The organism is Thermoanaerobacterium sp. PSU-2 (genome assembly GCF_002102475.1).
Taxonomy (GTDB): domain Bacteria; phylum Bacillota; class Thermoanaerobacteria; order Thermoanaerobacterales; family Thermoanaerobacteraceae; genus Thermoanaerobacterium.
In genome coordinates this window covers 47,610-72,816 of sequence record NZ_MSQD01000003.1, presented here as the reverse complement: position 1 = coordinate 72,816, position 25,207 = coordinate 47,610, and the positions used below count along the sequence as shown (strand labels likewise).

The window sequence follows — 25,207 nt, the reverse complement described above, 5'->3', positions numbered from 1 at the left end:
TCACAATTATAATGTATAATATATCTGAGGTGTTTTGTGATGAAAATACTGGCAATAGATGATGAAGAGAAAATCTTGGACGTTATAAAAGCGTATCTTGAAAAGGAAGGGTACACCGTTTTAACTGAGACCAATGGTGCCAATGCTTTAAATACTTTTAAAACTGTAAATCCAGATTTGGTCATATTAGATTTAATGCTGCCAGGCATGTCCGGTGAAGAAATATGCAGAAAAATAAGAGCTTTATCAAAGGTGCCAATTTTAATGCTTACTGCTAAAGTAAGTGAAGATGATAAGGTATATGGTTTTACAATTGGTGCAGATGATTACTTAACGAAGCCATTTAGCCCTCGAGAGTTGACAATGAGAGTCAAAGCTATACTTAGAAGGACAAAGAATGATTTGCCATTAAATGATATATTCATGTTTAATGATGGCGATCTTGTAATTGATACAAGATCATACGAAGTGAAGAAGAAAGGTAGGATCGTCAATTTAACGCCAAATGAGTACAAGTTGTTGACTGTGATGGCGCAAAATCCCAACAAGGTATTTACGAGAAGCGAGCTTATTGAAAAGGCTTTTGGCTACGATTTTGATGGTTTCGATAGGACGATAGACGCTCATATAAAAAACTTGAGGCAAAAGATAGAAGATGATCCTAAAAATCCAACATATATAAAAACTGTGTATGGGGCAGGTTATAAATTTGGTGAAGAAAATGATTAAAAATGATATAAGAACTAAAACTGCTGTATCGTTTATATCTATTGCTTTATTATCGATAGTCGTATTCAGCATTACCATAAATATTTTAATAATAAATAATTTTGGAATTTACATTAAACAGTCAGCAAATGTGCAGTTTGACAACATTGCTTCATCAATCGCTGAAACGTACAAGGAGACGGGCAGTTGGAATGAGACAGGTAGCAGAATGGCACATACTCTAATGATGAGTGGGTATGACATTGTGGTTAGGGATTTGAAAGGCAATATAATCATTAAGACGCCATCAATGCTTTCAATGATGGGCATGGCAAGTAGTAGCAAAATGTCAACCCAAACCCTCCCGATAGTTGTAGATGGCAAAAAGGTTGCCTATGTTGATATAACGTATAGCGGCACTATGCCTATGAGCAAACTGGATTATAAGTTTTTGTACGATGTAAATAAATATATCGCATTAATAACAATATTGACGATTGCATTGGTGCTGATAATAAGCATATATGTTGCAAAATATCTTACAAAGCCTATTTTGAATATAGCAAAAGTAGCAAGTAAATTAGAAAGTGGAGATTACGACGTCAGAGTAGAAGAAATACCAAAAGAGGAGGAATTGCTTGCATTAACTGCTGCCATAAATCATCTTGGCGCATCATTAAAAAGTCAAGGGATGCTAAGAGCACAGTTGACGCAAAATATAGCACATGAATTGAGAACGCCTTTATCAACCCTTAAAAGTCATTTAGAGGCTATAATTGACGGTGTTTGGGAGCCATCTAAAGAAAGGATTGTAAGCCTTTATGAAGAAGTAGTAAGATTGTCTAATCTCATAAATGATATTGAATTATTGAATAAAATAGAAATTGACAATCTAAAGATAAATAAAGCAAGATTCAATTTGTCGGAATTGATTAAAAGTTTATTGATAAATTACGAAAGCATTTTTATCAATAAAAATCAGCATTTGGAGAAAAATATTGAAGATGACATTTTTGTGGTTGCAGACAAAGATAGAATATCAGAGGTACTGATTAATCTGCTTGTAAATGCTAATAAATACACAGGTGAAGGTGGAAACATAAAAGTAAAACTGTACAATGAAGGACAATTTGCAGTGATTACAGTTTCTGACAACGGCATAGGCATACCGAAAGAAGATTTGCCTTTTATATACGAAAGATTTTACAGGAGTGAAAAGTCACGAAGCAGGGATTATGGTGGCAGTGGCTTAGGGTTATCAATTGCTAAGGCTATAATAAAAGCTCATAATGGTACTATAAATGTTGAAAGTATTTTAAATGAAGGGACAAAATTCACAGTGAAATTGCCGATAATTAATTAAAATTCATGAATTCTTCACAATTTTGTCATATAATAGATTTGAAGGAGGATGATATTATGATGTGGGGATTAATGAATGGATGGGGTTACGGTGGAGGCATAATTTTTGGCCTCATCTGGATGATACTTCAAGTTGTAATAGTAGTTGGTGCTATATATTTCATTGTTTCACTGTTTCAGAACAAAAAAGGCTCACAAAGAGGCAGTGATGCGCTTGAAATCTTAAAAGAGAGATATGCAAGAGGAGAGATAAGCGAAGAAGAATATAAAGAGCGCAAAAGAAACTTAGAAGAAAAATAATTTATAAAAAAGAGCTCTACTTGTTGTAGGGCTCTTTATGCTGTTATATTCAATATCTGCAAATCGTTGACTACTTTTATATATTCCACATTTGGATCTTCTGTTCCTTGAATGCTTAGCTTGGCATTTTTCATTTCAATTACATATTCTATGATTTCTCTGGTTATCCTTTCTCCAGGACATAATATTGGGATACCGGGAGGATATGCCATTAGAAATTCCGAGCTAATCTGCCCAATGCTTTCTTCCAAAGGCAAGGCGATATTAGAACATTCAAACGCATATCTGGGGGATAACACCATTTCTGGTATCTCTGGTATATCTAAAGCTTTCGACATTTCTACATTGTCCTTGTACAGTGTCTCACTGATTTCCCTCAATGCCCTTATAAGGTAATCTACATTCTCTTTTGTGTCGCCTATGGAAAATACACACAATGTATTGTACATATCGGCTAATTCTGGTTGAATGTAGTATTTTTTCGCCAGTATATCTTCTAATTCATGACCTGTTATGCCAAGGCCTTTAGCAGTAATAGTGATTTTTGTCGGGTCAAAATCATACGCTCCATCTCGCCCTACAATTTCGTTTCCGAAACAATAAAGACCGTTTATATTGTTGATCTCTCGACGAGCGTATTCTGCAAGTTCAATTGTCCTGTCCAACAATTCTTTTCCTTCTGTTACCATCTGCATTCTTGCTACATCAAGTGATGCTAATAAAATGTAAGAGGGACTTGTGGTCTGTAACAGGCTCATAACTTGCTTCACTCTATTTACGTCAATCCTTTTTGACTTGACGTGCAACATAGAGCTTTGCGTCATAGAGCCTATTATCTTATGAGTGCTTTGTGCGCAGATGTCAGCACCTGCTTCCATAGCTGAAATAGGAAGTTTTTCGTTGAATTTTAGGTGTGGTCCATGGGCCTCATCCACCATCAGTACAGCTCCGTAGTCATGGACTATTTCAGCAATTTTTACAATGTCTGCAGAAACACCATAGTAAGTCGGATTTATAATTAAAACAGCCTTTGCATCAGGATTGTTTCTTAATGCTTCCTCTACAGTTTCAGGAGTCACATTAAGAGCAACGCCTACATTTTTATCAACTTCAGGTTGCATATAAACTGGGATAGCACCACTTAAGATAATACCTGATGTAACAGATTTGTGAATGTTTCTTGGAACAATTATTTTTTCATTTTCTCCCATAACACTTAGGATCATAGCCTGAATAGCTCCCGATGTCCCATGGATGCAAAAAAATGTAGCATCGGCACCAAAAGCATCGGCAGCTAATTCCTGAGCTTTCTTAATGGGACCGGTAGGCTTGTGAAGGCTGTCAACTTGTTCAAACACAGTAACATCCATTGATAATACATTTTTGCCTACAAAATCAAAAAACTTTTTAGCCATTCCATTGCCTTTTTTGTGACCTGGGACATGAAATGGTATGGTGTTGTTGTTGACATACTCCATTAATGCATCGAATAATGGAGTTTCAAAATGATTTAGCTTTTCCAACTTGATAAACACCCTCTTTCATAAGTTTGGCTCCCAGAATAAAAGCCTGAACCTCGTTGCAATCGGTTCGGGCCTTTGCAGAGCGAAAATACACTTTATTATGTTTTCAATTTATTATAAGATATATTTTTTTAGATTTCAATATAAATTTTTTTCTTTTTTAAGTTTTTTGTTATATAATATGCAGAACCGATTAAGATGACATATAGACGTTATAAACAAACTTAATTACAAAGTTATCATTAAATGTTCGGATTTTGTTAGTCAAAATACTTATTGATTTAAGATGTATTATATATTATAATATTACAAAGTTCGTAATTTAGGCTAATGGGGGAGATATTTTGTGAGTGATGTAAAAAGAATATACGTAGAAAAAAAGCCGCAATACAATATTGAAGCAAAAAAGCTTTTTGATGATCTTAAAAACAATCTCAATATTTCTGGACTTGAAAGAGTAAGGGTAATAAATAGGTATGATGTTTTAGGATTATCTGAAGATATTTTTTTCAAGGCTGTTAATACGATCTTTTCAGAGCCAAATCTTGATGATGTATACATTGAAGATCTGCCATATGAGAAAGATGATAGAGTGTTTGCTATCGAATTTTTACCAGGACAGTATGATCAAAGGGCTGATTCTGCTGAACAATGTATTCAAATACTTACAAACGGCTTTAAACCAAAAGTATTTTGCGGAAAAGTTATAGTTTTAAGTGGTAAATTGACAGATGAGGAATTTGATAAAATAAAATGCTATTGCATTAATCCAGTAGATTCAAGAGAAGCTTCATTAGAGAAAAGAGAAACTGTTGATTTAGAAGTTGATTGTCCCGATGATGTGGAAGTTCTTGATGGCTTTATTGAATCTGATGATGTTTCAATAGAAAAGCTCTATGAGAAGCTAAATTTGGCAATGAGCTTGGGAGATTTTAAATTCTGTCATTCTTATTTTAAAGATGTAGAAAAACGTAATCCTACAATTACAGAGATAAGAGTTATAGATACCTATTGGTCCGATCACTGCCGCCACACCACATTTCTTACAAACATCAATGATGTGAAAATTTGTGATGGGAAATACAATGAACCTATCTTAAAAGCCTTTCATGAATACAAAAACTCCAGAGAATTTGTCTATGGCGAAAGCAAGAAACCAATGTGCCTTATGGACATAGCTACAATAGGGATGAAAGAATTGAGAAAAAGGGGCCTGCTTGACGATCTGGATGAATCTGATGAAAACAATGCATGTAGTATCGTAGTCGATGCCGACATAAATGGTAAAAGCGAGAAATGGCTTGTAATGTTTAAAAATGAAACACATAATCATCCTACAGAAATAGAGCCTTATGGAGGCGCAGCTACTTGCCTTGGAGGAGCGATTAGAGATCCTTTATCAGGCCGGGCCTATGTGTATCAGGCGATGCGTGTTACAGGTTCCGGAGACCCAAGAACGCCAGTTGAGATGACTATAAAAGGTAAATTGCCGCAAAGAAAGATTACTAAGGAAGCAGCCCACGGCTACAGTTCATATGGGAATCAGATAGGACTTTCTACAGGACAAGTTTCAGAGATTTACGACGAAGGATATGTAGCTAAACGAATGGAGATAGGTGCGGTAATAGGTGCAGTTCCTAAGAAAAATGTTTTTAGGGGAAAGCCGGCAGCAGGCGATGTAGTGATTTTGTTGGGTGGTAGGACAGGAAGAGACGGTTGTGGCGGTGCTACAGGTTCTTCAAAAGAACACACGCAAGAATCTATTTATACAAGCGGTGCAGAAGTACAAAAAGGCAATCCTATAACAGAAAGAAAAATTCAAAGATTTTTTAGAAATCCTGATGTTTTAAAAATGATAAAAAAGTGCAATGATTTTGGAGCAGGTGGTGTGTCTGTTGCAATTGGAGAATTAAGTGATGGACTTTTAATTGACCTCGATGCAATACCGAAGAAATACGAAGGTTTAGATGGAACAGAACTTGCTATATCTGAATCACAAGAAAGAATGGCTGTATTAGTTGCACCAGAAGACGCTGAAAAGTTTATAGAGCTTGCAAAAGAAGAAAATTTAGAAGCTACTAAAGTCGCAGAAGTCACAGACGATATGAGAATAAGAATGGTTTGGCATGGAAAGGTCATTGTGGATATAAGCAGAGAATTTTTAAATACAAATGGAATTTCCCAATTTACAGATGTCACAGTGGACAGCATTAGCTCTGAAAGCTATTTTGAACGGTTAAAATCTACTCAATCAATGAACAATATAAAGGAATTGTGGCTTAGGAATCTTGAGGATCTGAACGTGTGTAGCCAAAAAGGATTGACTGAGATGTTTGATTCCACAATTGGTGCTTCAACTGTTTTGATGCCATTTGGCGGTTTGTATCAGATGACGCCTTCAGAAGGCATGGCCTCAAAATTACCTGTCGTAGAAGGAGATACAGATACGGCAACATTGATGGCATTTGGATACAATCCTAAACTGTCGAAATGGAGTCCTTTCCATGGTGCTGTTTATGCAATTATTGAAGCGGTATCTAAAATTGTGGCAATGGGTGGTGACTATACAAAGATTAGGCTATCACTTCAAGAGTATTTTGAAAAATTAGGCAAAGCCCCTAAAAGGTGGGGAAAACCATTTAGCTCATTGTTAGGTGCTTTATACGCACAGAAAGCTTTAGGCATACCTGCAATTGGCGGTAAAGATAGTATGTCAGGTACTTTTATGGATATGGACGTGCCTCCTACATTGGTAGCATTTGCTGTTGCAACTGCTGATGCAAATAAAGTGATATCTTCGGAATTTAAGAAAAGCGGTGATAAAGTAATAATTATTAAGGCGGAAAGAGATCAGCAAGATTTACCAAATTTCGAAAAACTAAAAAGAAATTTTGATAAGGTCAATGAACTATTAAATGAAGATTTAATATTAGCAGCATCTTCGGTAAAATACGGTGGAATTGCTGAATGCATCACTGAGATGGCTTTTGGGAATATGATAGGTTTCCAATTGAAAGCGAAGATAAGGGATGTGGACTTTTTCGTTTCTGAATACGGTTCTTTAATAATAGAAGTAGATGGTGATTTTGATGATGATAAATATTTAAAAGGAATTGATTATAAAATTTTAGGCAGGACGATTGATGAGCCGTATATAATTTTAGAAGATGCGAAAATCCATCTTGATGAAGCGAAAAAACACTGGGAGAAACCACTTGAAAAAATTTTTCCTACGGTTGTGGAAGAAAACATTAGACAAATACCGAATATTATGTACAATAAAAATAATTCCTTTAAGGCGAACCTTAAAGTAGCAAAACCAAGAGTTTTAATACCAGTTTTTCCTGGTACCAATTGCGAATATGATAGCAAAAAAGCTTTTGAAAAGGCCGGTGCTTTGGTTGAAATGCCTGTTTTTAAGAATTTAACGGGAGCTGATATAAATGAGTCTATCGATGAGCTTGTTAAACTTATAGAGAATTCCCAGATAATCATGTTGCCAGGTGGATTCAGCGCTGGTGATGAACCAGATGGTTCTGGAAAATTCATTGCAACAGTATTTAGAAATCCAAAAGTCAAAGATGCTGTTATGGAATTTTTGAAATATCGTGATGGCTTGATGCTGGGTATATGCAACGGATTCCAAGCACTTATAAAACTTGGATTACTTCCTTATGGAGAGATTCGCGATATTGATACGAGTGATCCGACGCTGACATTTAATACGATCGGTAGACATGTATCATGCTATGTCAGGACAAAGATAACGTCGAATCTTTCACCATGGTTTAACAATGTCAAATGTGGCGACATTCATGTAATACCTGTATCACATGGAGAAGGAAGATTTATTGCAAATGATGATGTTTTAGATATGTTAAAAAAGAATGGGCAAATTGCCACACAATATGTAGACGTGAATGGAAATCCAACAATGGAGATGCCTTACAATCCTAATGGTTCTTATTGGGCCATAGAAGGCATCACAAGCCCTGATGGCAGGATACTTGGTAAGATGGGACATTCTGAGAGAATTGGCAAGAACGTGGCTAAAAATATATACGGCAACAAAGATCAAAAGATATTTGAAGCTGGCGTCGAATATTTTAAATAAGAAACATAAAAGGTTACGATTCTGTAACCTTTTATGTTTCTTCTGTTTTTATCTTGTGAGAGCTTTGGTTCCAGTCTGGTTTTGGACCTCTTAAGTATGATATAAACGATGCTATTAAGCTAAATATCATTGATATCAAAAACGCTTCTCTTAGCCCAGATATAAATTGTGCTATGGCAATGCCTTTTGAGCCGACTTGCGTGCCGACGAAAAGAGCTTGCATCGCTTCAGGAGTTATGCTTGATGACACGATTGCCATTGATAATGCTATGCTTATTACTTGTCCAGCGTTGTTCATCATTGTTCTCGTACCGGCAGCAATACCCCTTCTGTCAGATGGGACAGAGCCCATTATTTCGCTTGTATTAGGTGAGAAGAACATGCCGGACCCAAATCCCATAATAAGCATCCAAACGATAAGCTCTGTAAGTGATGTTTTAGGCGATATTCTCACAAATCCCAATAAGCCGATAGCTGAAATAAAAAGACCTATAGAACTTAATGCTCTTGCACCGTATTTATCAGATAAATATCCACTTATTGGCGATACGATCATCATAGATAGTGCAAAGGGTGCTAAGAATATTCCTGCCTTTAATGGGTCCATTGCTTTTATTCCTTGAAGATAGAATATGAGCAAAAATGTTACTGCGCCTCTTGCAATACCGTTAAGCAGTGTGCTTCCAAAAGCAAATGCCAAGATTCTCGATTTAAACAATCTTAAATCCAGCATAGGCTGTTCAGTAGTATTTTCAACATAAACAAATGCCAAAATCAATGCTATTGATATTATGAATAGAGTTATGATTGACTTGTTGTACCACCCTACAAATCCACCGAAAGACAATGCGATTAAAAACAGCAATAATCCAACTGTGAAAAGAAGTGTGCCTTTTAAATCAAATTTTTGGCCTTCAGGTATTTTGTCAAGCTCTTTTAGCTGAATCAATGCCCATAGAGTACCTATAATTCCAAATGGCACATTTATATAGAAGATATACCTCCATCCTAAACTCGTCAAAAAGCCTCCTAATATTGGACCTATTACTGACGCTATACTGACTACCATGCTGTTTATGCCAAGAGCTTTTCCTAATTCGTTTTTTGGGAAAGCATCTGCTACAATTGCTGTGCTATTTGCAACCATTAAAGAACCGCCAACTGACTGCACTATTCTGTATATAAGCAGTTGCATTCCACTATTTGAAATACCACATAGCAACGAACCAATAGTAAATATGGCAAAACCTGATACGTATAATTTTTTCCTTCCAAACATATCGGCTATTCTACCGATTGCTGGTACTAATATTGTCAATGAAAGCATATATCCCATTACGATCCACATGATTATACCCATGTTGGTGTTTAATCCCTTCATAATGTCAGGAAGTGATATTAAAAGCATACTGCCATTTAATACGGAAAAAAGGGCTCCAAGAGTGGTACAGGATAATGCTATCCACTTGTAACTGATATTTTTCATATTGTGTTTGCCTCCTTTGATTTTTGCTTTAACTTAGACAAATTTAGTAATAGCTCCTCAAATCTTTGTTTTGCCATCAATAGTTTTTTATTCTTTTCTTCAATCAATTCTATTTGCTTTTCAATTAATTTAGCGTAATTATCGATTGTTTCTGCATCTGCAGTTTCACCAGATAATATGTTTTTGACGTTTTTGTCAAGTTCTAATGCTGCCTTGATTTCAGATAAGCTGAAGCCAAGTGAATCTTTCAGAGATATTATCTTTTGAATTTTTTCTATGTCTTCATCGGTGTACAACCTGTATCCTGAATCTGTCCTTTTAGGCGAAATAAGGTTTAAATCTTCATAATACCTAATGGCCCTTTTTGTCAAACCTGTTTTTATTGAAACATCTTCTATTTTGTAATATTTTTTTTCCATCATAAACCCTCCAACGAATAATTTTACTACTAGTTAACATTAACGTCAAGGTTAATGTAAAATAATTTGATAATTTTCATAAGAAAAAACTTTATAATACGTTATTTGAGGTATAATATATACTTGAAAGGTAATTATAACCAATGTGGAGGTAGGATTATGGGTAAATTAATGTCAGCATATCTAATGCCGCACCCGCCTATAATTGTTCATGAGGTGGGACGAGGGGAAGAACATAAAATTCAAAAGACGATAGATTCCTTTGAAAAAGCATCTCTAAATATAAAAAATCAGAGACCAGATACTATAATTATAATTTCACCACATGCGTATGTCTTCAGCGATGCTGTTTCGATTGATTTGAGACAAACGATAGAAGGTGATTTGGGACAATTTGGCGCTTATAATGTGAAAATGGAGTTTAAGACTGATTTATCATTAGCCAATGACATAGTAAAAAATACAGAAAATAAAAAAATACCTATAGCAAAAATAGATGACAAAATGATAAGCAGATTTAAGCTTTCAAAAAAACTTGACCATGGATGCATCGTTCCATTATATTTTGTGAAAAAGCATTTCGAATCTTTTAATCTCATAAGAATGTCATATGGTTTTTTGCCATTTGAAAAGTTATACGACTTTGGAGTCCAAATAGGGAAGTCCATAAGGGAAGGCGATAGAAATGTTGTATTTATTGCAAGTGGTGATTTGTCTCATAAGTTGACACCTGACAGTCCTAATGGATATACACCAAATGGAAAAGTTTTTGATGAGAAATTGTTGAACTTGCTAAGAGATTTTAAAGTGAAAGAAGTAATCAATATGGATAAAGAACTTATAAGTGATGCTGCGGAATGTGGGTTTAGATCCGTTTGCGTCATGTTGGGTGTATTGGATGGCTACAAGGTAAAGTCTAACATTTTATCTTATGAAGGTCCTTTTGGCGTTGGATACGGTGTTGCCGAATTCATCCCCGAAAGTTACACAGGAATGGGATTATTAGAAGAACTGTATAAAATAAAAAAAGAGAGAATAGATAATATAAGGAAATCAGAAGATGCTTATGTGAAATTAGCAAGAGAAAGCCTTGAGTATTATTTGAAAAACAACAGTATAATGGATGTACCGGATAATCTGCCAGATGAAATGACAAAAAATAAAGCAGGAGTATTTGTATCATTGCATAAAGATGGAGAATTAAGAGGGTGTATAGGCACCATATATCCTTCAAAGAATAATATCGCAGAAGAAATCATAAGAAATGCAGTTAGCGCTGGTACAGAAGATCCGAGGTTCTATCCTGTTGAGATAGATGAACTTGACGACATAGTGTATTCAGTTGATGTTTTGACAAAACCTGAGGTTGTAAAATCAAAAGATGATCTGGATGCAAAAAAGTACGGCGTAATCGTAAGAAGCGGTTATAAAAGTGGGCTCTTATTGCCAGATCTTGATGGGGTTGATACAGTTGATCAGCAGATATCTATCGCACTTAGAAAAGCTGGCATTGCAACGGATGAAAAGTATACTATCGAAAGATTTGAGGTTGTGAGGCATAAATGAAAGAAGCACTCTATTATGAGAAGATAGATAACGATAGTGTACACTGCTTATTGTGTCCGCAAAATTGTATAATAAACGATGGGAAATATGGTTTTTGTCGCGCTAGAAAAAATGAAGGTGGAGTGTTATACTCCGAAAATTATGGGAAAATTGCATCTATAGCTATGGACCCAATAGAAAAAAAGCCTTTATATCATTTCATGCCTGGCAGCTACATACTTTCTGTTGGAACATACGGTTGTAACCTAAGATGTCTGTTTTGCCAAAATTGGGAGATATCTCAACAAAGGCTGGAAGGGGAATACCTATCGCCAAGTAAATTGGTAGAAATCGCAAAGAAACAGCAAGGTAATGTAGGAATTGCGTACACTTATAATGAACCATCGATCTGGTATGAATATGTGTTAGATTCCGCAAAAATTTCACATAAAGAAGGCCTTAAAAACGTGCTTGTGACAAACGGGTATATAAATATCGATCCCTTAAGAGAGCTTTTGAAATATATTGATGCAGTTAATATAGACGTAAAGGCTTTTTCTGATGAGTATTATAAAAAAATATGTCGTGGAGATTTGAAAAGCGTCTTGAAAGTTGTTGAAGAAGCTGTATTATACTGCCATGTAGAGATAACAACATTAGTGGTGACACGAGAAAATGACGATTATACTGAAATTGAAGAACTCTGCAAATGGATATCAAGTATAAACAAAGATATCCCTGTACATTTTTCTAAGTATTTTCCTCGATATAAGATGAAAAATCCAGAAACACCAATAAATGTGCTTGAAGATATTTATGCCATTGCAAAAAAGCATCTGAATTATGTGTATTTAGGCAATGTATCTGGATTCGACAACAATACTTATTGTCCTAATTGCGGACATCTCTTGATTAAAAGAAAAGGTTATGTTCATGTTGTTGGACTCAATGATAAAGAATGTGAAAGATGTGGCATGAAGTTTTATGGTGTGACATAAAAATACAAAAATTAGATAGAGATCAAAAATAGGTTACATTATTTTGTCGAAAAAGACAACAAATTGTAACCTATTTTTGATATTAAAATGAATTAATAACGTAAAAACAAATTTAAAATAAAAATTTAATATAAATATTGACTTTATGTTTTGTATAAAATATAATAAGTTTAAACAAAGATTTTAGTTACATATTTAGGTTAAATAATGATTTTTTAAACACAAATTTTCTAGTGTTTAATTCTTTGTAATCATCATAACAATGCAACAACACACAAATGTTTAACTTTCGTTTTTTAATGATTGTAGTAAATGTTTTATCAAGACTTTTAAGCAATATTTCCTAATGCGCATATTTACAAAAGAAGTTTTAAAATATATAAAATATCACAGTTACAAAAGAGCGGCCCGCACAAAAAAATTATTGTTTTATCGCTTTCATAATTTAATTAAAAATTTTTAAAAGGGAGGTGCCGTCTTTGTATTCTGTTGAAACATGGGGCCTTTTCACATGAATGAGATTTATGATCAGGCTCTAAGGTAAAAAAAGAAAGAGGGGGATCTTATGAAATTCAGGAAACTTATAAGCATGATACTGGTATTTTTAATGGTATCATTGCTTATAGTCGGATGCGGTAGTAATTCAAATTCTAACAAGGCATCTGAAAATAACAAGACCACCACTACAAGTGAGAATGCTGTAAAACCCGGAGAGGCTACGCCTCGAAATGAGACATTGTATATAAGTGGTTTACAGTGGGGACCGCCTACGACGTTTAATCCTTTAAGCCCCAGTCAGACTTCACTTCCGCTATCTGCAACCAGCATAGCAAGGGAGCTTACTTATGAAACATTGTTTATGTACAATCAGCTTGACGGGAAGATGTATCCGCTTCTGGGAAAGACATATCAGTTTTCGCCAGATAATACGGTTTGTACTGTAACTTTAAATCCTGATGCAAAATGGAATGACGGCGAGAAAGTTACGGCTGACGATGTCGCATATACTTTTGAGTTAGGCAAAAAATATCCCGTTTCGTGGTCCAGTAACTGGAATTACCTTGACAGTGTAACTGCAAAAGATGAAACGACAGTAGAGTTTAAGCTGAAAAGCGATAATAAAAATCCATTAATGGTTGAAGAAGCATTAGAATCAGTTTACATTCTTCCTAAACATGTTTGGACAAAGATAGAAGAAAAAGACAATAATGATTTTAGTAAAATATCAAGTGAAGTAAACGAAAATCCTGTAGCATCAGGTCCATACAAGGTTTACTATTATGACAATTCTAAAGTTGTCTTGATAAGAGATGACAACTACTGGGGTAAATCACCATCTATGTGGGGTAAATTGCCTGCACCAAAATATATAGTACACAATATATTTAAGGACAACGCAGCAGGAGACACTGCTTTAAGACAAAATCAAGTAGACGTTTCACAGCAATTTACGCCTAACATACAGACATTTGGCCCAAATATAAAGACATACTTATCGAAACCACCATACTATATGCCTGGAGTGATCCCGTGGCTTGTAATCAATGTTACAAAACCGGGACTTGACAATGCAAATGTGCGGCGCGCAATAGCAATGGCCATTGATTACGATAAAATTGCCAAGAACGCCATGAGTGGCTATTCAGGAACGATGTCGCCATCACTGATGCTGCCACTTGATTCAGAGCAGAAGCTTATAGATCAAAACCAGTTGGCACCTTTGCAGTGGAAATCAAATGATATCGCAGGAGCCAATGCACTCCTTGATTCGATTGGTGCAAAGAAAGGACCTGATGGAATAAGGGTGTTAAATGGTCAGAAACTATCTTTTAAGGTTGAATGTCCGACTGGATGGTCTGACTGGAATGCTGCATTGGAAATCGTAGCAGAAAGTTGCAAAGAGATCGGCATTGATGTTCAGACGTATTTCCCACAACAATCTGTCTGGAACAATGATATGCAGACTGGCAATTTTGATATGGGAATGTACTCATATCAAGGCATTGGCATATCTTCACCATGGGCTCGTGCATATCAAGCAATGAGTTCAAATGGTTATGTTCCTATAGGTCAGACAGCTTATTTTAACTATGGACGGTATAAAAACAGCGAAGTCGATACATTGCTTAATCAGATTCCAACTATAACAGATGAAAATCAATTGAAGGATGCATGGACAAAGCTTAATGAGATCTACTTAAAAGAAGTTCCGATGATTGGCTTAATGTACAGGCCGGCTGATTTCTACACCGTTAATACTTCTGTATGGAGTGGATTCCCTGTTGAAGGGGATGGGACGAATATTCCTCCAAATATCTGCATGGATGGTTATGGAATAGCGGCTCTTTACAAAATTCATTCTTCTAAATAAAAAATAGAGGAGAGTTTAAGGTGAAAAGTTATAGAAAATATATGACAAGCAAAATTGCGTGGTATGTCCTAACTTTTGTAGTAGCCGTATTTCTGAACTTTCTATTGCCAAGGTTGATACCGGGTAATCCGGTATCAACCATTGTCTCAAAAATTACAAGCGGTATGGCAGACACAAATTCAATTAAACGGGTTTATGAAACATTTGAAAAAGAGTTTGGACTAAATAAACCTATTTGGGAGCAATTTATGATATATGTATCAAACTTGTTTCATGGCAACATGGGTACTTCTTTTGGCCAGTATCCGAGGAAAGTTACAGATATTTTGGCAAGTTCAATTGTATGGACGATAGGACTTCAATTGCCGGCAATAATCGTAAGTTGGATTCTTGGCAATGTTTTAGGGGTTCTGGCTGCTTATGTAAAAAAAGGATTTGATAGAATTTTATTTCCAGTTTTTTTATTTATAAGTTGTATACCTTCATTTGGATTTGCCATTGTAATGGTGTGGCTGTTTGCAGTGGCATTAAAAATAGCGCCAGCCAGCGGTGGATATGCGTTTGACATGATTCCAAGTCCTACTTTTTCATTTTTCCTATCTGTTTTACAGCATTATCAACTTCCATTTTGGTCAATTGTATTAGTGGGAATTGGGGGTCAGTCACTTGGCATGAGGGAAATGTCGATTTACGAGCTTAACGCAGATTATGTTAAGTATTGTAGATTGTTAGGACTTAGAGATTCAAAGATTGTCAAGTACGTCTTCAAAAATGCGGTTTTGCCTCAGATAACGGGTTTAGCGCTTTCTTTAGGTACGATGGTGGGGGGTGCTCTTATTACGGAAATTGTCTTTAGCTATCCTGGTTTGGGCTCTGTACTTTTTAATGCAATTGCGGCGCAGGACTTTCCTCTTATATCAGGGTGTACACTTTTGATTACTACAGGAGTTCTTGTAGCAAATTTTTTGATAGACATTGCGTATGGGTTGATAGATCCAAGAATAAAAGTGGCACAACGGGAGTGATGAAGCATGAATGGTAATTTTAAGATGATTTTTAAATCGGGCAAGTTCGATGTGGGAGTAGCTATCTTTGCTTTATTGCTTTTATGTATTGTTATTTTTCCTTTATTAAACAAAGAAGATCCGTTAAAGATGAATTACACAATGTTTCAGCCTCCGGGAGCGAATCTGCCATTAGGCGCAGATAATTTCGGGCGAAATGAATTAGTTGAGTTGATTGCTGGAGGAAAAACTTCATTGATTATAGGAATTTTAGCTGGAGCAATAGCCACATGCATAGGCCTTATCATAGGTCTATCAGGAGGGTATTTAGGAGGATTGGCAGATAACATTTTATCATCTGTCACAAATATTTTTATTGTAATTCCATCATTTATTATTCTTGTTTTAATATCTGTAAGCATAAGTTCAAGATCGTTTTTGACAACAGCATTGGTGATCGGATTTACGAGTTGGCCGTGGACTGCGCGAGCTGTAAGGGCACAGACAATATCCCTTCGAAATCGGGATCATGTGAATCTTGCAAAGGTTTCAGGGTATAGCGTACCGAAGATTATTGTAATGGAGATATTGCCTTATATTGCATCTTATGTAGGCATGGCATTTATACTTCAAGTTGCGTCAGGAATCCTTTCAGAAGCGACTATATCAATGTTGGGGCTTGGTCCGCAAAATACTGTGACGCTTGGACTTATGTTAAATTGGGCTACCATGTATGAGGCACATATGAGCGGGGCATGGTGGGCTTTTGTACCGCCAGTATTAATGATTGCGCTTATTACATTTTCTCTTAATTTGATGAATACAGGCCTTGACCAAGTATTTAATCCACAGATAAGGAGTTAATAATTATGGCTGAAATTTTATTGCAGGTTAAAAATTTAAAAAGCGTATATAAAACAAGGTTCAATGAAAGGATTATTGCTGTAGATGATGTGTCCTTTAATTTGGAGAGTGGAAAATGTTTAGGTATCGCAGGAGAAAGCGGAAGTGGCAAATCTACATTAGCCATGAGTATTATGGGATATTATCATCCACCACTTTTTTATGAAAGTGGTGCAGTTTACATAAACGGAATTGATATTGCTAAATTACCATATAATCAGTTAAGGGAAAGAATTCTTGGAAAAGAAATAGCGTATATACCACAAGCAGCCATGAATGCTCTGAATCCTACACAAAAAATAATAAATCTTGTAGCAGATGTTATGAAAGAGCATATAAAAGGAATATCATTTAATGAGATAAAAAGGATTGCTGAAGAGAGATTTGAAACACTTAATTTGCCTAAAGATGTGCTTCAAAGGTATCCTATAGAACTTTCAGGTGGTATGAAACAGAGAACAGTTATAGCCATCTCCACAATCCTTAATCCTGGAATTCTGGTTGCAGATGAACCTACATCTGCGTTGGATGTTACATCTCAGAAAATAGTCATAAAACTTTTAAAGAATTTAATAAAAAGAGGATTTATAAAAGCGATGATATTTATAACGCATGAATTGCCATTACTTTACAATATTGCAGATGAAATCTTGGTAATGTACGCTGGAGAGATAGTTGAATCTGGAAAAACAGAAGAAATTATATTTGATCCAATTCATCCTTATTCACATGGACTTATGAACTCGATAATCGTCCCTGAGAAAGGCATTAAAGGGAAAAAACTAGCAGTTATAACTGGTGCTCCTCCAAACTTAAAATCAAAATTGAATGGATGCAGATTTTTTGAGCGGTGCCAATTTGCAAAAGATGAATGTAAGAGCGAAAAGATAAATTTAAAAAGTCATGGTCCAAGAAATTACAGATGCGCTTTTGAAATAGATGAGCTTAAGGAGATGTATGAGGATGGCAAAAAGTCTGCCACTACTTAGCGGGAGAGATGTGACTAAAGTTTTTGCTGACAAGAGAAAAAGAGTTGTGGCTGTTGATCATGTGAATTTTGATTTTAATAGCAGTGAAATAATATCAATTGTCGGTGAAAGCGGCAGTGGAAAGACTACATTAGCAAAAATGATATTAGGTTTGACAGTGCCAACAGACGGCAAAATATTTTTTAAAGAGAATCTTATTGATTTGAGAACTAAAAAGAAAAGGATTGAATATTGGAGAAATGTACAACCTATTTTTCAAGATCCTTTTTCTTCTTTTAATATATTTAGAAAGGTAAATAATGTACTGCTAGACTGCATGAAATTGATAGACGTCAAATTAAATAAAGGCGAAGAGCGTAAGTTAATTGAAGAAGCTTTAAGCTTTGTAAATTTAAGATTTGATGAAATATACAATAAATACCCTTTTGAGCTTTCAGGCGGTCAAATGCAAAGGCTTATGATAGCTCGTGTTTTGTTGATAAAACCCAGTCTTGTCATAGCTGATGAACCTACATCTATGATCGATGCTTGCTCGAGAGCCAGCATACTAGATGCACTGATGAAATTAAAAGATGAAATTGGCACTACTGTTGTTTTTATAACACATGATATAGGTCTTGCATACTATGTTTCTGACAAAATATACGTTATGAAAGAAGGTAGATTTGTCGAGGAAGGTTTGCCCGATGATGTCATATTAAATCCTAAAGAGGACTACACAAAGCAATTGATTGGAGATGTGCCCAAAATAGAAAGCAAATGGGCCATATAGAAATGGTAATTAAAAACATGTTCCTATGTTGGAGCATGTTTTTTTAGCTTTTTAAAAAGATGATTTTTGTGTTAAAATTATGATTAGCGTATAAATGTAAATTTACATCAAGAAAGAAGTTGAGTTGTATGAATGTTGATGACATAAAGATGGTGGGAATAGATCAAAACACACCAATTGAAATTAGGGAAAGAGTAGCATTTAATAAAGGTGTTGATGTTGCTTTAAATGTATTAAAGAAAAATGATTTAGATGAAGCAGCAATACTTTCAACTTGCCATAGAAGCGAGATATATTTTTTTTCAGAATCTAAAAGCTTTGAAGATATAATAGACTTCTATATAAGGCATTTTAATTTGGATGGCGGATTTAGAAATTATTTTTACTGTATATCAGGATTAAAAACAGTTGAGCACATATTTAGAGTTGCCAGTGGATTGGAATCTATGGTTTTAGGTGAGGACCAGATATTAGGTCAAGTAAAAGAATCGTTGATGACTTCTCAAGAAAACAGAGCTTCAGGGAAGATATTAAACAAGCTTTTTAGGGATGCCATTTCCATAGGGAAAAAGGTACGGACAGAAACGGGATTAAAAAATTATTCATCATCTATAAGTCATATTGCGGTAAAATTTGTAGAAAGTGTATTTAAAGATTTAAAAGGAAAAAATGCCTTTGTAATAGGTACAGGTGAAATGGGCAAGATTGCAATAAGGAATCTTATTTTAAAAGGTGTCAATGTATTTGTGTCAAATAGAACATATTCAAAAGCACAGAAATTAAAATCAGAGATGCCAGAGATTCAGCTTGTTCCTTATTCAGACAAGTATGAGCAGATTGCCAAAAGCGACATAGTGATAAGCGCTACAAATGCGCCGCATTATACTATCTCTTATGATAAATTTTATAGCTTCTACAATGGCAAACAGATTTGCATGGTTGATATTGCACTGCCGAGAGACATTGATCCTAAGATAGGCGGAATCCCTGGCGTCAAGCTTTATTCGATTGACGATCTTAAAAGAATTGCTGAAGAAAACAGAATAGAACAATTAAATGCCATTAAAAAAGCTGAAGAAATAGTATTAGAAGGAGTAAATGAATTTAACAATTGGTTTAAAGCCATAAAAGTTGAACCGCATATTAAAAAGATAAACATTTATTCTAACGAGGTTTGTGACAGTGAGTTTGATAGGCTTGCAAAGAAGTTGGAAAAAATGACTGACAAAGACAAGGAAAATATTAAAATATCTCTTAAGAGAGTAGCTGAAAAAATGGCTAACGTAATGATAAAGCACCTGAAGGATGATGCTTTAATTATGGACGAAGTATCGTTTTGCATTGATGGGAGCGAAGTGAAAACATGAAAAAGGTAAGAGTTGGAACTCGTGGAAGCGAATTAGCTTTGACGCAGACATTAATAATCATAAATGAAATAAAGAAATATAAGCCTGATTTGGAGTTTGAAATAATTAAGATAACCACAAAAGGAGACATTGTTAATGAGGTATCTTTAAGTGAAATAGGTGGTAAGGGCCTTTTTATTAAGGAAATCGAAGATGCTTTGATGAATAATGAAATTGATATGGCTGTCCATAGCATGAAAGATATGCCTTTTGAAATACCTGAAGGGTTGAAACTTTTGCCTGTTTTTAAAAGAGAGGATCCCCGTGACGTTTTTATTTCAAACAATGGAAGATTTATTGATTTAAGAGAAAATGCAAAAGTCGGCACAAGCAGCTTAAGGAGAAGTGTACAGCTTAAAAATTTAAGACCCGATATTGAGATAGTTCCTATACGAGGCAATATTGCTACGAGGATAAGAAAGATGGATGAATTGATTTTAGATGGAATAGTCTTAGCTGCTGCAGGTATAAAGAGGCTTGGACTTGATAAATTAGTGAAGGATTATTTTCCTGTTGACTTGATTGTACCGGCGCCGTGCCAAGGTATATTGGCTGTGGAAGTAAGAGTGGATTTTGAAAGTGAATTTTTTGAAATATACCCAATGCTTCTTGATGTAAAGACTTTTTTTGAATCTTCTGCAGAGAGGAAAATAATGAAGAAGCTTGGTGGAAATTGCAAAATACCTTTAGGCGTATACTCTGAATACAAGAAAATTGGAAATGAAGAACTGATTTCAATATGGATTTCGTACTACAAAGATGGCAAACTGCTTAAATTTAAAGAAACTGGATTTGTTAAAGACATTGAAAGTATTGGTGAAGCTATAGTTAAAAAAATTGGAGGTTTATGATGGCAGGTTTTGTTTATTTAGTAGGTGCAGGGCCAGGAGATGTAGATCTTATTACATTAAAGGCAATTGAAGCGATAAAAAAAGCAGATGTGATTGTATATGACAGGTTGATAAATGACAGCATACTTGCGATGGCTAAAGATGGTGCTGAGTTTATAGATGTTGGAAAGATGCCTGATTCACATAAAGTGCCGCAATGGAGGATAAATGAGATAATAGCAGAAAAGGCTTTAGAGGGCAATGTCGTAGTGCGCTTAAAAGGTGGAGATCCATACGTTTTTGGAAGAGGTGGTGAAGAAGGTGAGTATCTTTATGGTAAGGGCATACCGTTTGAAGTGATTCCGGGAATTACCTCTGCTGTAGCTGTTTTAACTTATGCAGGTATTCCTATAACGCATAGAAATTTAAGTTCATCGTTCCATGTCATAACAGGCCATGAAGCAGATGACAAATTAGAAAACTTAGATTGGAAAGTGCTTTCGAAGCTTAATGGTACACTTGTCTTTTTGATGGGCATGAAAAACATCAAGTTTATAGCAAACAAATTGATCGAAAATGGCATGTCTAAAGATATGCCTGCTGCTGTAATAATGAACGGGACAACGCCTAAACAGAAATCTGTAAATGGTACTCTATCGGAAATAGCGTATAAATCATTCAAGGAAGGTATCCACAATCCAGCAATAATAGTTGTTGGAAAAGTTGTAAACATGAGTGAAAAGCTTAATTGGTTTGAAAAGAAACGACTTTTTGGGAAAAGAATTCTTCTGACAAGTGATTCTAATTTGAATTCTGATGCAATCGATGAACTATGCGATAATGGTGCGGATGTTGTAATATGTCCGACTATCAAGATAATTTATCAGATAGATAACGTCATAAAACTTATTGATAACGTTAATGATTATGAATATCTCATCTTTGCCAGCAAAAATGGAGTCAAAGCCTTTGAAAATGCTATAAATATGATGAAATTTGATGTGAGAAGATTGTACAGATTAAAGATTGCAGCCATTGGTGACAAAACGAATGAAGCTTTAAACGAGATGCATATATATCCCGATATTGTACCTGAAGAATATACTTCAAAGGCTTTAGCAGATAAGCTTAAAAACATTCCAATAAAGGGGAAAGTTGCACTCTTGACTTCTGATATAGGCGGTGATGTGCTTATAGACAATCTTAAAGATATCGCCTTTTTAGATAAGATTGTGGCGTATAAAAATACCCCAAATTATGAAATAAAAGATAAATTAATAAATGAAATTAAAAAGGGTATTGATATGGCAATATTTACAAGCACATCAACATTTAACTACATGTCTTTAATATTAGGAGATGATATGTCTTACTTAAGAGATGCAAAAATAGCCGCAATAGGACCTGTGACGAAAGAATCAATAGAAAGAAATGGTTTTAAAGTTGATATAATTCCAAATACTTACACATTTGAAAACTTGATTAAAGAGATATTAAAGCGCGAAGCATGAGAGATATCTTCGCGCTTTAACGTATAATTTACTACGCTGAAATTTCTTTTGCTGCTTCAAAGCTCGCTTCAATTGTTTTGTCAATATCTTCATCTGTATGTGCAGTGGAGAGGAAAAAAGTTTCATACTGAGACGGTGGCAAATAAATGCCTCTCTTTAACATGGCTTTAAAGTATTTTGCAAATAAATCAGTGTTTGATTTAGTAGCTGTTTCAAAGTCGTATACATCATTATCGGTGAAAAACATGCACATCATTGTACCGACGCGATTTATTTTAACATCTATTCCATTTTGTTCCATGCTATTCTTTAAACCTCTGCATAGTTTATCAGCTTTTTTATCCAATTCATCATAGATAGAAGGGTCTTCTGATAATACATTCAATGTTTCGTAACCGGCCACCATTGCAAGTGGATTGCCAGATAATGTACCTGCTTGATAAACAGGACCATCTGGGGAGATCATCCTCATAATATCCTCTTTTCCACCATAAGCACCAACAGGCAAGCCACCTCCAATAATTTTTCCAAATGTGGTTATATCCGGATTAATACCGTATAGTCCTTGAGCACATGAAAAAGATACTCTAAATCCAGTCATAACCTCATCGAATATGAGAAGTGAACCATACGATTCTGTAACTTCTCGCAAAGTCTTCAAAAATCCCTCTTTTGGTGGAATAGTTCCCATGTTTCCTGCTACTGGCTCAACAATAACCGCGGCGATACTTTCTCCGTATTTTTTAAATACCTCCACAATCAAATCACTGTCATTATACTTTGCTATTATGGTGTTTTTAGCAGTTTCATTTGTTACGCCTTTTGAATCAGGTGTTCCAAATGTAAGAGCGCCGGATCCTGCCTTAATGAGAAGACCATCGGAATGGCCGTGGTAGCACCCCTCAAATTTCACTATGATATCCCTTCCAGTATATCCACGAGCTAATCGTATAGCGCTCATTGTAGCTTCTGTGCCCGAATTTACCATCCTTATGACTTCAACTGATGGAACAGCCTTTTTTATTTTTTCGGCTAATTTGACTTCTGCCTCAGTGCAAGCTCCGAAACTTGTGCCATTTTCCAACTGATTTTTTAAAGCATTGACTATGCGAGGATTACAATGACCAAGTATAAGTGGACCCCACGAGAGAACATAATCTATATACGTGTTTCCATCTACATCTTCTATATGGCTGCCATATCCTCTTTTTATAAACGGTGGATTTATTCCAACAGATTTAAACGCTCTTACAGGGCTATTTACACCACCAGGCATGAGAGTTTTAGCTTTTTCAAAAAAAGTTTTTGACATTTCATAACTCATTTTTTATCATTTCCTTTCAAAATATTGTACTTATTTATAATGTCATCGTATAATCTTATTTTTTCTTCCATTGAAATTGGAATTGTTTTAAGTTTCTCTCGCACATTGCTTAGCTCAGCAATTAGATTTTCAACATCATTTTCAAACATGTTGTCAAGCATTTCTTTTATTCGCTTTGCTAATAAAGGACTTTTACCATTTGTTGATATTGATATAGTGAGATCACCCTTTCTCATGACAGAAGGAACTATAAATGTAGAAAGCTCTTTATCGTCAACGACATTTACAAGTATGTTTTTTTTCTTACATTCATCCGAAATCTCTTTGTTTATAAATTTATCATTTGTTGCTACAACAACTAAAAAGTAATTTTCAACATCATTTTTTTGATAATTTCGTTTTACCAATTTAACTTTATGACTTTTACACAATTCTAAAATCTCATCTATAAAAGATGATGATAATACTGTGACAGTTGCACCAAATTCAAGTAAATACAATATCTTTCTGTAAGCTATATTACCACCGCCTACAACAAGGCATTTTTTATTTGCGATATTCAACATTATAGGATAGTAAGCCATTTTGCAACATCCTTAGCAAAGTATGTTATTATGATATCGGCGCCTGCTCTTTTTATTCCAGTTAGTGATTCCAAAACTGTAGATTTTTCGTCTATATAACCCATATGAGATGCGGCTTTTATCATTGAGTATTCACCGCTTACATTGTATGCTGCGATTGGGATATTGAAGGTGTCTTTTGCTCTTCTTATTATATCGAGGTACGGTAGTGCAGGTTTAACCATTATTATGTCAGCACCTTCCTCTATGTCAAGTGAGATTTCTCTTAAAGCCTCATTAGAGTTTGCAGGATCCATTTGGTATGACTTCCTATCTCCAAATTGAGGTGCTGAATTGGCTGCTTCTCTGAAAGGACCATAGAATGACGACGCATATTTAGCACTGTAGGATATTATTGGCGTATTTACATAACCATTTTTATCTAAAACATCTCTTATTGCTTTTACACGTCCATCCATCATGTCAGAAGGTGCCACGATGTCTGCACCTGCCTTGACGTGTGACAATGCTATCTTTGCTATGTATGAAACTGTCTCATCATTTTGTACATAGCCGTCTCTTACAATTCCACAATGACCATGGCTTGTATACTCACACATACATACATCAGTTATAACAATCATTTGCGGAATTGACTCTTTTATAGATTTTACAGCTTTTTGTATGATTCCATCATCATCATATGCTTCAGAACCTAATTCATCTTTATTTGATGGTATGCCAAAAAGCAGTACGGCGGGTATTCTTAAATCATATACTTCTTTAACCTCTTTTACGAGGTTGTCTACAGAATAACGATAGACTCCAGGCATTGCCTCAATTTCTTCTTTTATATTTTCACCAGGTACGACAAACATAGGGTATATCAAATCATCTACGCTTATAGACGTTTCCTTTACCATCCTTCTTATAACTTCATTTGTTCTAAGCCTTCTTGGCCTTTTTAGCAATTCCATAGCGACACCTCACTAAACATTTTATTTATAAATTATTATATCACTTTTTGTTTGATGTACATGGCTAATTTTTCAAAATTATGTTTAGCAATTCAATTTAAA

The 25,207-nt window shown here is 35.2% G+C and carries 20 protein-coding genes; 14 read left to right on the top strand and 6 right to left on the bottom strand.

Annotated elements, in window-relative coordinates; genetic code table 11:
* Positions 1-39: 39 nt before the first annotated feature.
* From BVF91_RS03460 to BVF91_RS03450, 3 genes are read left to right on the top strand one after another with little or no spacing between them, the layout of a single operon-like run.
* Entirely contained in the window at positions 40-729 is a 690-nt protein-coding gene (locus BVF91_RS03460; RefSeq protein WP_085112109.1) for a response regulator transcription factor, read from the top strand.
* Positions 722-2,071: a sensor histidine kinase gene (locus BVF91_RS03455; protein WP_240495803.1), complete on the top strand. Its 1,350-nt coding sequence runs from the start codon at positions 722-724 to the stop codon at positions 2,069-2,071. Before BVF91_RS03460 ends, BVF91_RS03455 begins: the two co-directional genes overlap by 8 nt.
* Positions 2,072-2,127: 56 nt before the next feature.
* A complete protein-coding gene (locus BVF91_RS03450) occupies positions 2,128-2,370 on the top strand; it encodes an SHOCT domain-containing protein (protein WP_013787905.1) in 243 nt (80 codons plus the stop codon).
* Between the two features lie 35 nt (positions 2,371-2,405).
* Here BVF91_RS03450 and BVF91_RS03445 read toward each other — a convergent pair whose 3' ends face one another.
* A complete protein-coding gene (locus tag BVF91_RS03445; protein ID WP_085112107.1) occupies positions 2,406-3,893 on the bottom strand; it encodes an aminotransferase class I/II-fold pyridoxal phosphate-dependent enzyme in 1,488 nt (495 codons plus the stop codon).
* Between the two features lie 346 nt (positions 3,894-4,239).
* Between BVF91_RS03445 and BVF91_RS03440 the strand changes: the two genes are divergently transcribed.
* The gene (locus tag BVF91_RS03440; RefSeq protein WP_085112106.1) at positions 4,240-8,007 is read left to right on the top strand and encodes a phosphoribosylformylglycinamidine synthase; all 3,768 of its coding nucleotides are present in this window, start codon (positions 4,240-4,242) and stop codon (positions 8,005-8,007) included.
* 31 nt (positions 8,008-8,038) lie between these two features.
* Here the strand turns inward: BVF91_RS03440 and BVF91_RS03435 are convergent, their stop codons facing one another.
* Positions 8,039-9,493, bottom strand: a complete 1,455-nt coding sequence (locus BVF91_RS03435; RefSeq protein ID WP_085112105.1) for an MFS transporter — start codon at positions 9,491-9,493, stop codon at positions 8,039-8,041.
* On the bottom strand, positions 9,490-9,912 hold the full coding sequence (locus tag BVF91_RS03430; RefSeq protein ID WP_085112104.1) for a MerR family transcriptional regulator: 423 nt from the start codon (positions 9,910-9,912) through the stop codon (positions 9,490-9,492). Before BVF91_RS03430 ends, BVF91_RS03435 begins: the two co-directional genes overlap by 4 nt.
* 159 nt (positions 9,913-10,071) lie before the next feature.
* Here BVF91_RS03430 and amrA point away from each other — a divergent pair, with 159 nt between their 5' ends.
* The 10 genes from amrA (at position 10,072) to cobA (ending at position 22,241) form a co-directional block, all read left to right on the top strand.
* Positions 10,072-11,478, top strand: a complete 1,407-nt coding sequence (gene amrA / locus BVF91_RS03425) for an AmmeMemoRadiSam system protein A (RefSeq protein ID WP_085112103.1) — start codon at positions 10,072-10,074, stop codon at positions 11,476-11,478.
* Positions 11,475-12,455 carry an AmmeMemoRadiSam system radical SAM enzyme gene (amrS, locus tag BVF91_RS03420; protein ID WP_085112102.1) on the top strand — a complete coding sequence of 327 codons (981 nt, stop codon included), beginning with the start codon at positions 11,475-11,477 and terminating at the stop codon, positions 12,453-12,455. The genes amrA and amrS overlap by 4 nt, the downstream gene beginning before the upstream one ends.
* Before the next feature lie 565 nt (positions 12,456-13,020).
* Positions 13,021-14,826: an ABC transporter substrate-binding protein gene (locus tag BVF91_RS03415; RefSeq protein WP_085112101.1), complete on the top strand. Its 1,806-nt coding sequence runs from the start codon at positions 13,021-13,023 to the stop codon at positions 14,824-14,826.
* A 20-nt stretch (positions 14,827-14,846) separates the two neighbouring features.
* A complete protein-coding gene (locus BVF91_RS03410) occupies positions 14,847-15,851 on the top strand; it encodes an ABC transporter permease (protein ID WP_085112100.1) in 1,005 nt (334 codons plus the stop codon).
* Between the two features lie 6 nt (positions 15,852-15,857).
* On the top strand, positions 15,858-16,694 hold the full coding sequence (locus BVF91_RS03405; protein ID WP_085112099.1) for an ABC transporter permease: 837 nt from the start codon (positions 15,858-15,860) through the stop codon (positions 16,692-16,694).
* Between the two features lie 5 nt (positions 16,695-16,699).
* Positions 16,700-17,722: an ABC transporter ATP-binding protein gene (locus tag BVF91_RS03400; protein ID WP_085112098.1), complete on the top strand. Its 1,023-nt coding sequence runs from the start codon at positions 16,700-16,702 to the stop codon at positions 17,720-17,722.
* Positions 17,697-18,494, top strand: a complete 798-nt coding sequence (locus tag BVF91_RS03395; protein WP_085112097.1) for an ABC transporter ATP-binding protein — start codon at positions 17,697-17,699, stop codon at positions 18,492-18,494. The genes BVF91_RS03400 and BVF91_RS03395 overlap by 26 nt, the downstream gene beginning before the upstream one ends.
* A gap of 128 nt (positions 18,495-18,622) precedes the next feature.
* On the top strand, positions 18,623-19,861 hold the full coding sequence (hemA, locus tag BVF91_RS03390) for a glutamyl-tRNA reductase (protein WP_085112096.1): 1,239 nt from the start codon (positions 18,623-18,625) through the stop codon (positions 19,859-19,861).
* A complete protein-coding gene (gene hemC, locus BVF91_RS03385; protein WP_085112095.1) occupies positions 19,858-20,751 on the top strand; it encodes a hydroxymethylbilane synthase in 894 nt (297 codons plus the stop codon). The genes hemA and hemC overlap by 4 nt, the downstream gene beginning before the upstream one ends.
* A complete protein-coding gene (cobA, locus tag BVF91_RS03380; protein ID WP_085112094.1) occupies positions 20,751-22,241 on the top strand; it encodes a uroporphyrinogen-III C-methyltransferase in 1,491 nt (496 codons plus the stop codon). The genes hemC and cobA overlap by 1 nt, the downstream gene beginning before the upstream one ends.
* Before the next feature lie 31 nt (positions 22,242-22,272).
* Here the strand turns inward: cobA and hemL are convergent, their stop codons facing one another.
* Genes hemL through hemB form a run of 3 tightly spaced genes read right to left on the bottom strand, consistent with a single transcriptional unit; the run spans position 22,273 to position 25,105 of the window.
* Positions 22,273-23,553, bottom strand: a complete 1,281-nt coding sequence (gene hemL, locus BVF91_RS03375; RefSeq protein ID WP_502688651.1) for a glutamate-1-semialdehyde 2,1-aminomutase — start codon at positions 23,551-23,553, stop codon at positions 22,273-22,275.
* Between the two features lie 8 nt (positions 23,554-23,561).
* Positions 23,562-24,149, bottom strand: coding sequence for a precorrin-2 dehydrogenase/sirohydrochlorin ferrochelatase family protein (locus BVF91_RS03370; RefSeq protein WP_085112092.1), 588 nt, complete (start codon positions 24,147-24,149; stop codon positions 23,562-23,564).
* Positions 24,131-25,105, bottom strand: a complete 975-nt coding sequence (hemB, locus tag BVF91_RS03365; RefSeq protein ID WP_085112091.1) for a porphobilinogen synthase — start codon at positions 25,103-25,105, stop codon at positions 24,131-24,133. The genes BVF91_RS03370 and hemB overlap by 19 nt, the downstream gene beginning before the upstream one ends.
* Positions 25,106-25,207: the final 102 nt, after the last annotated feature.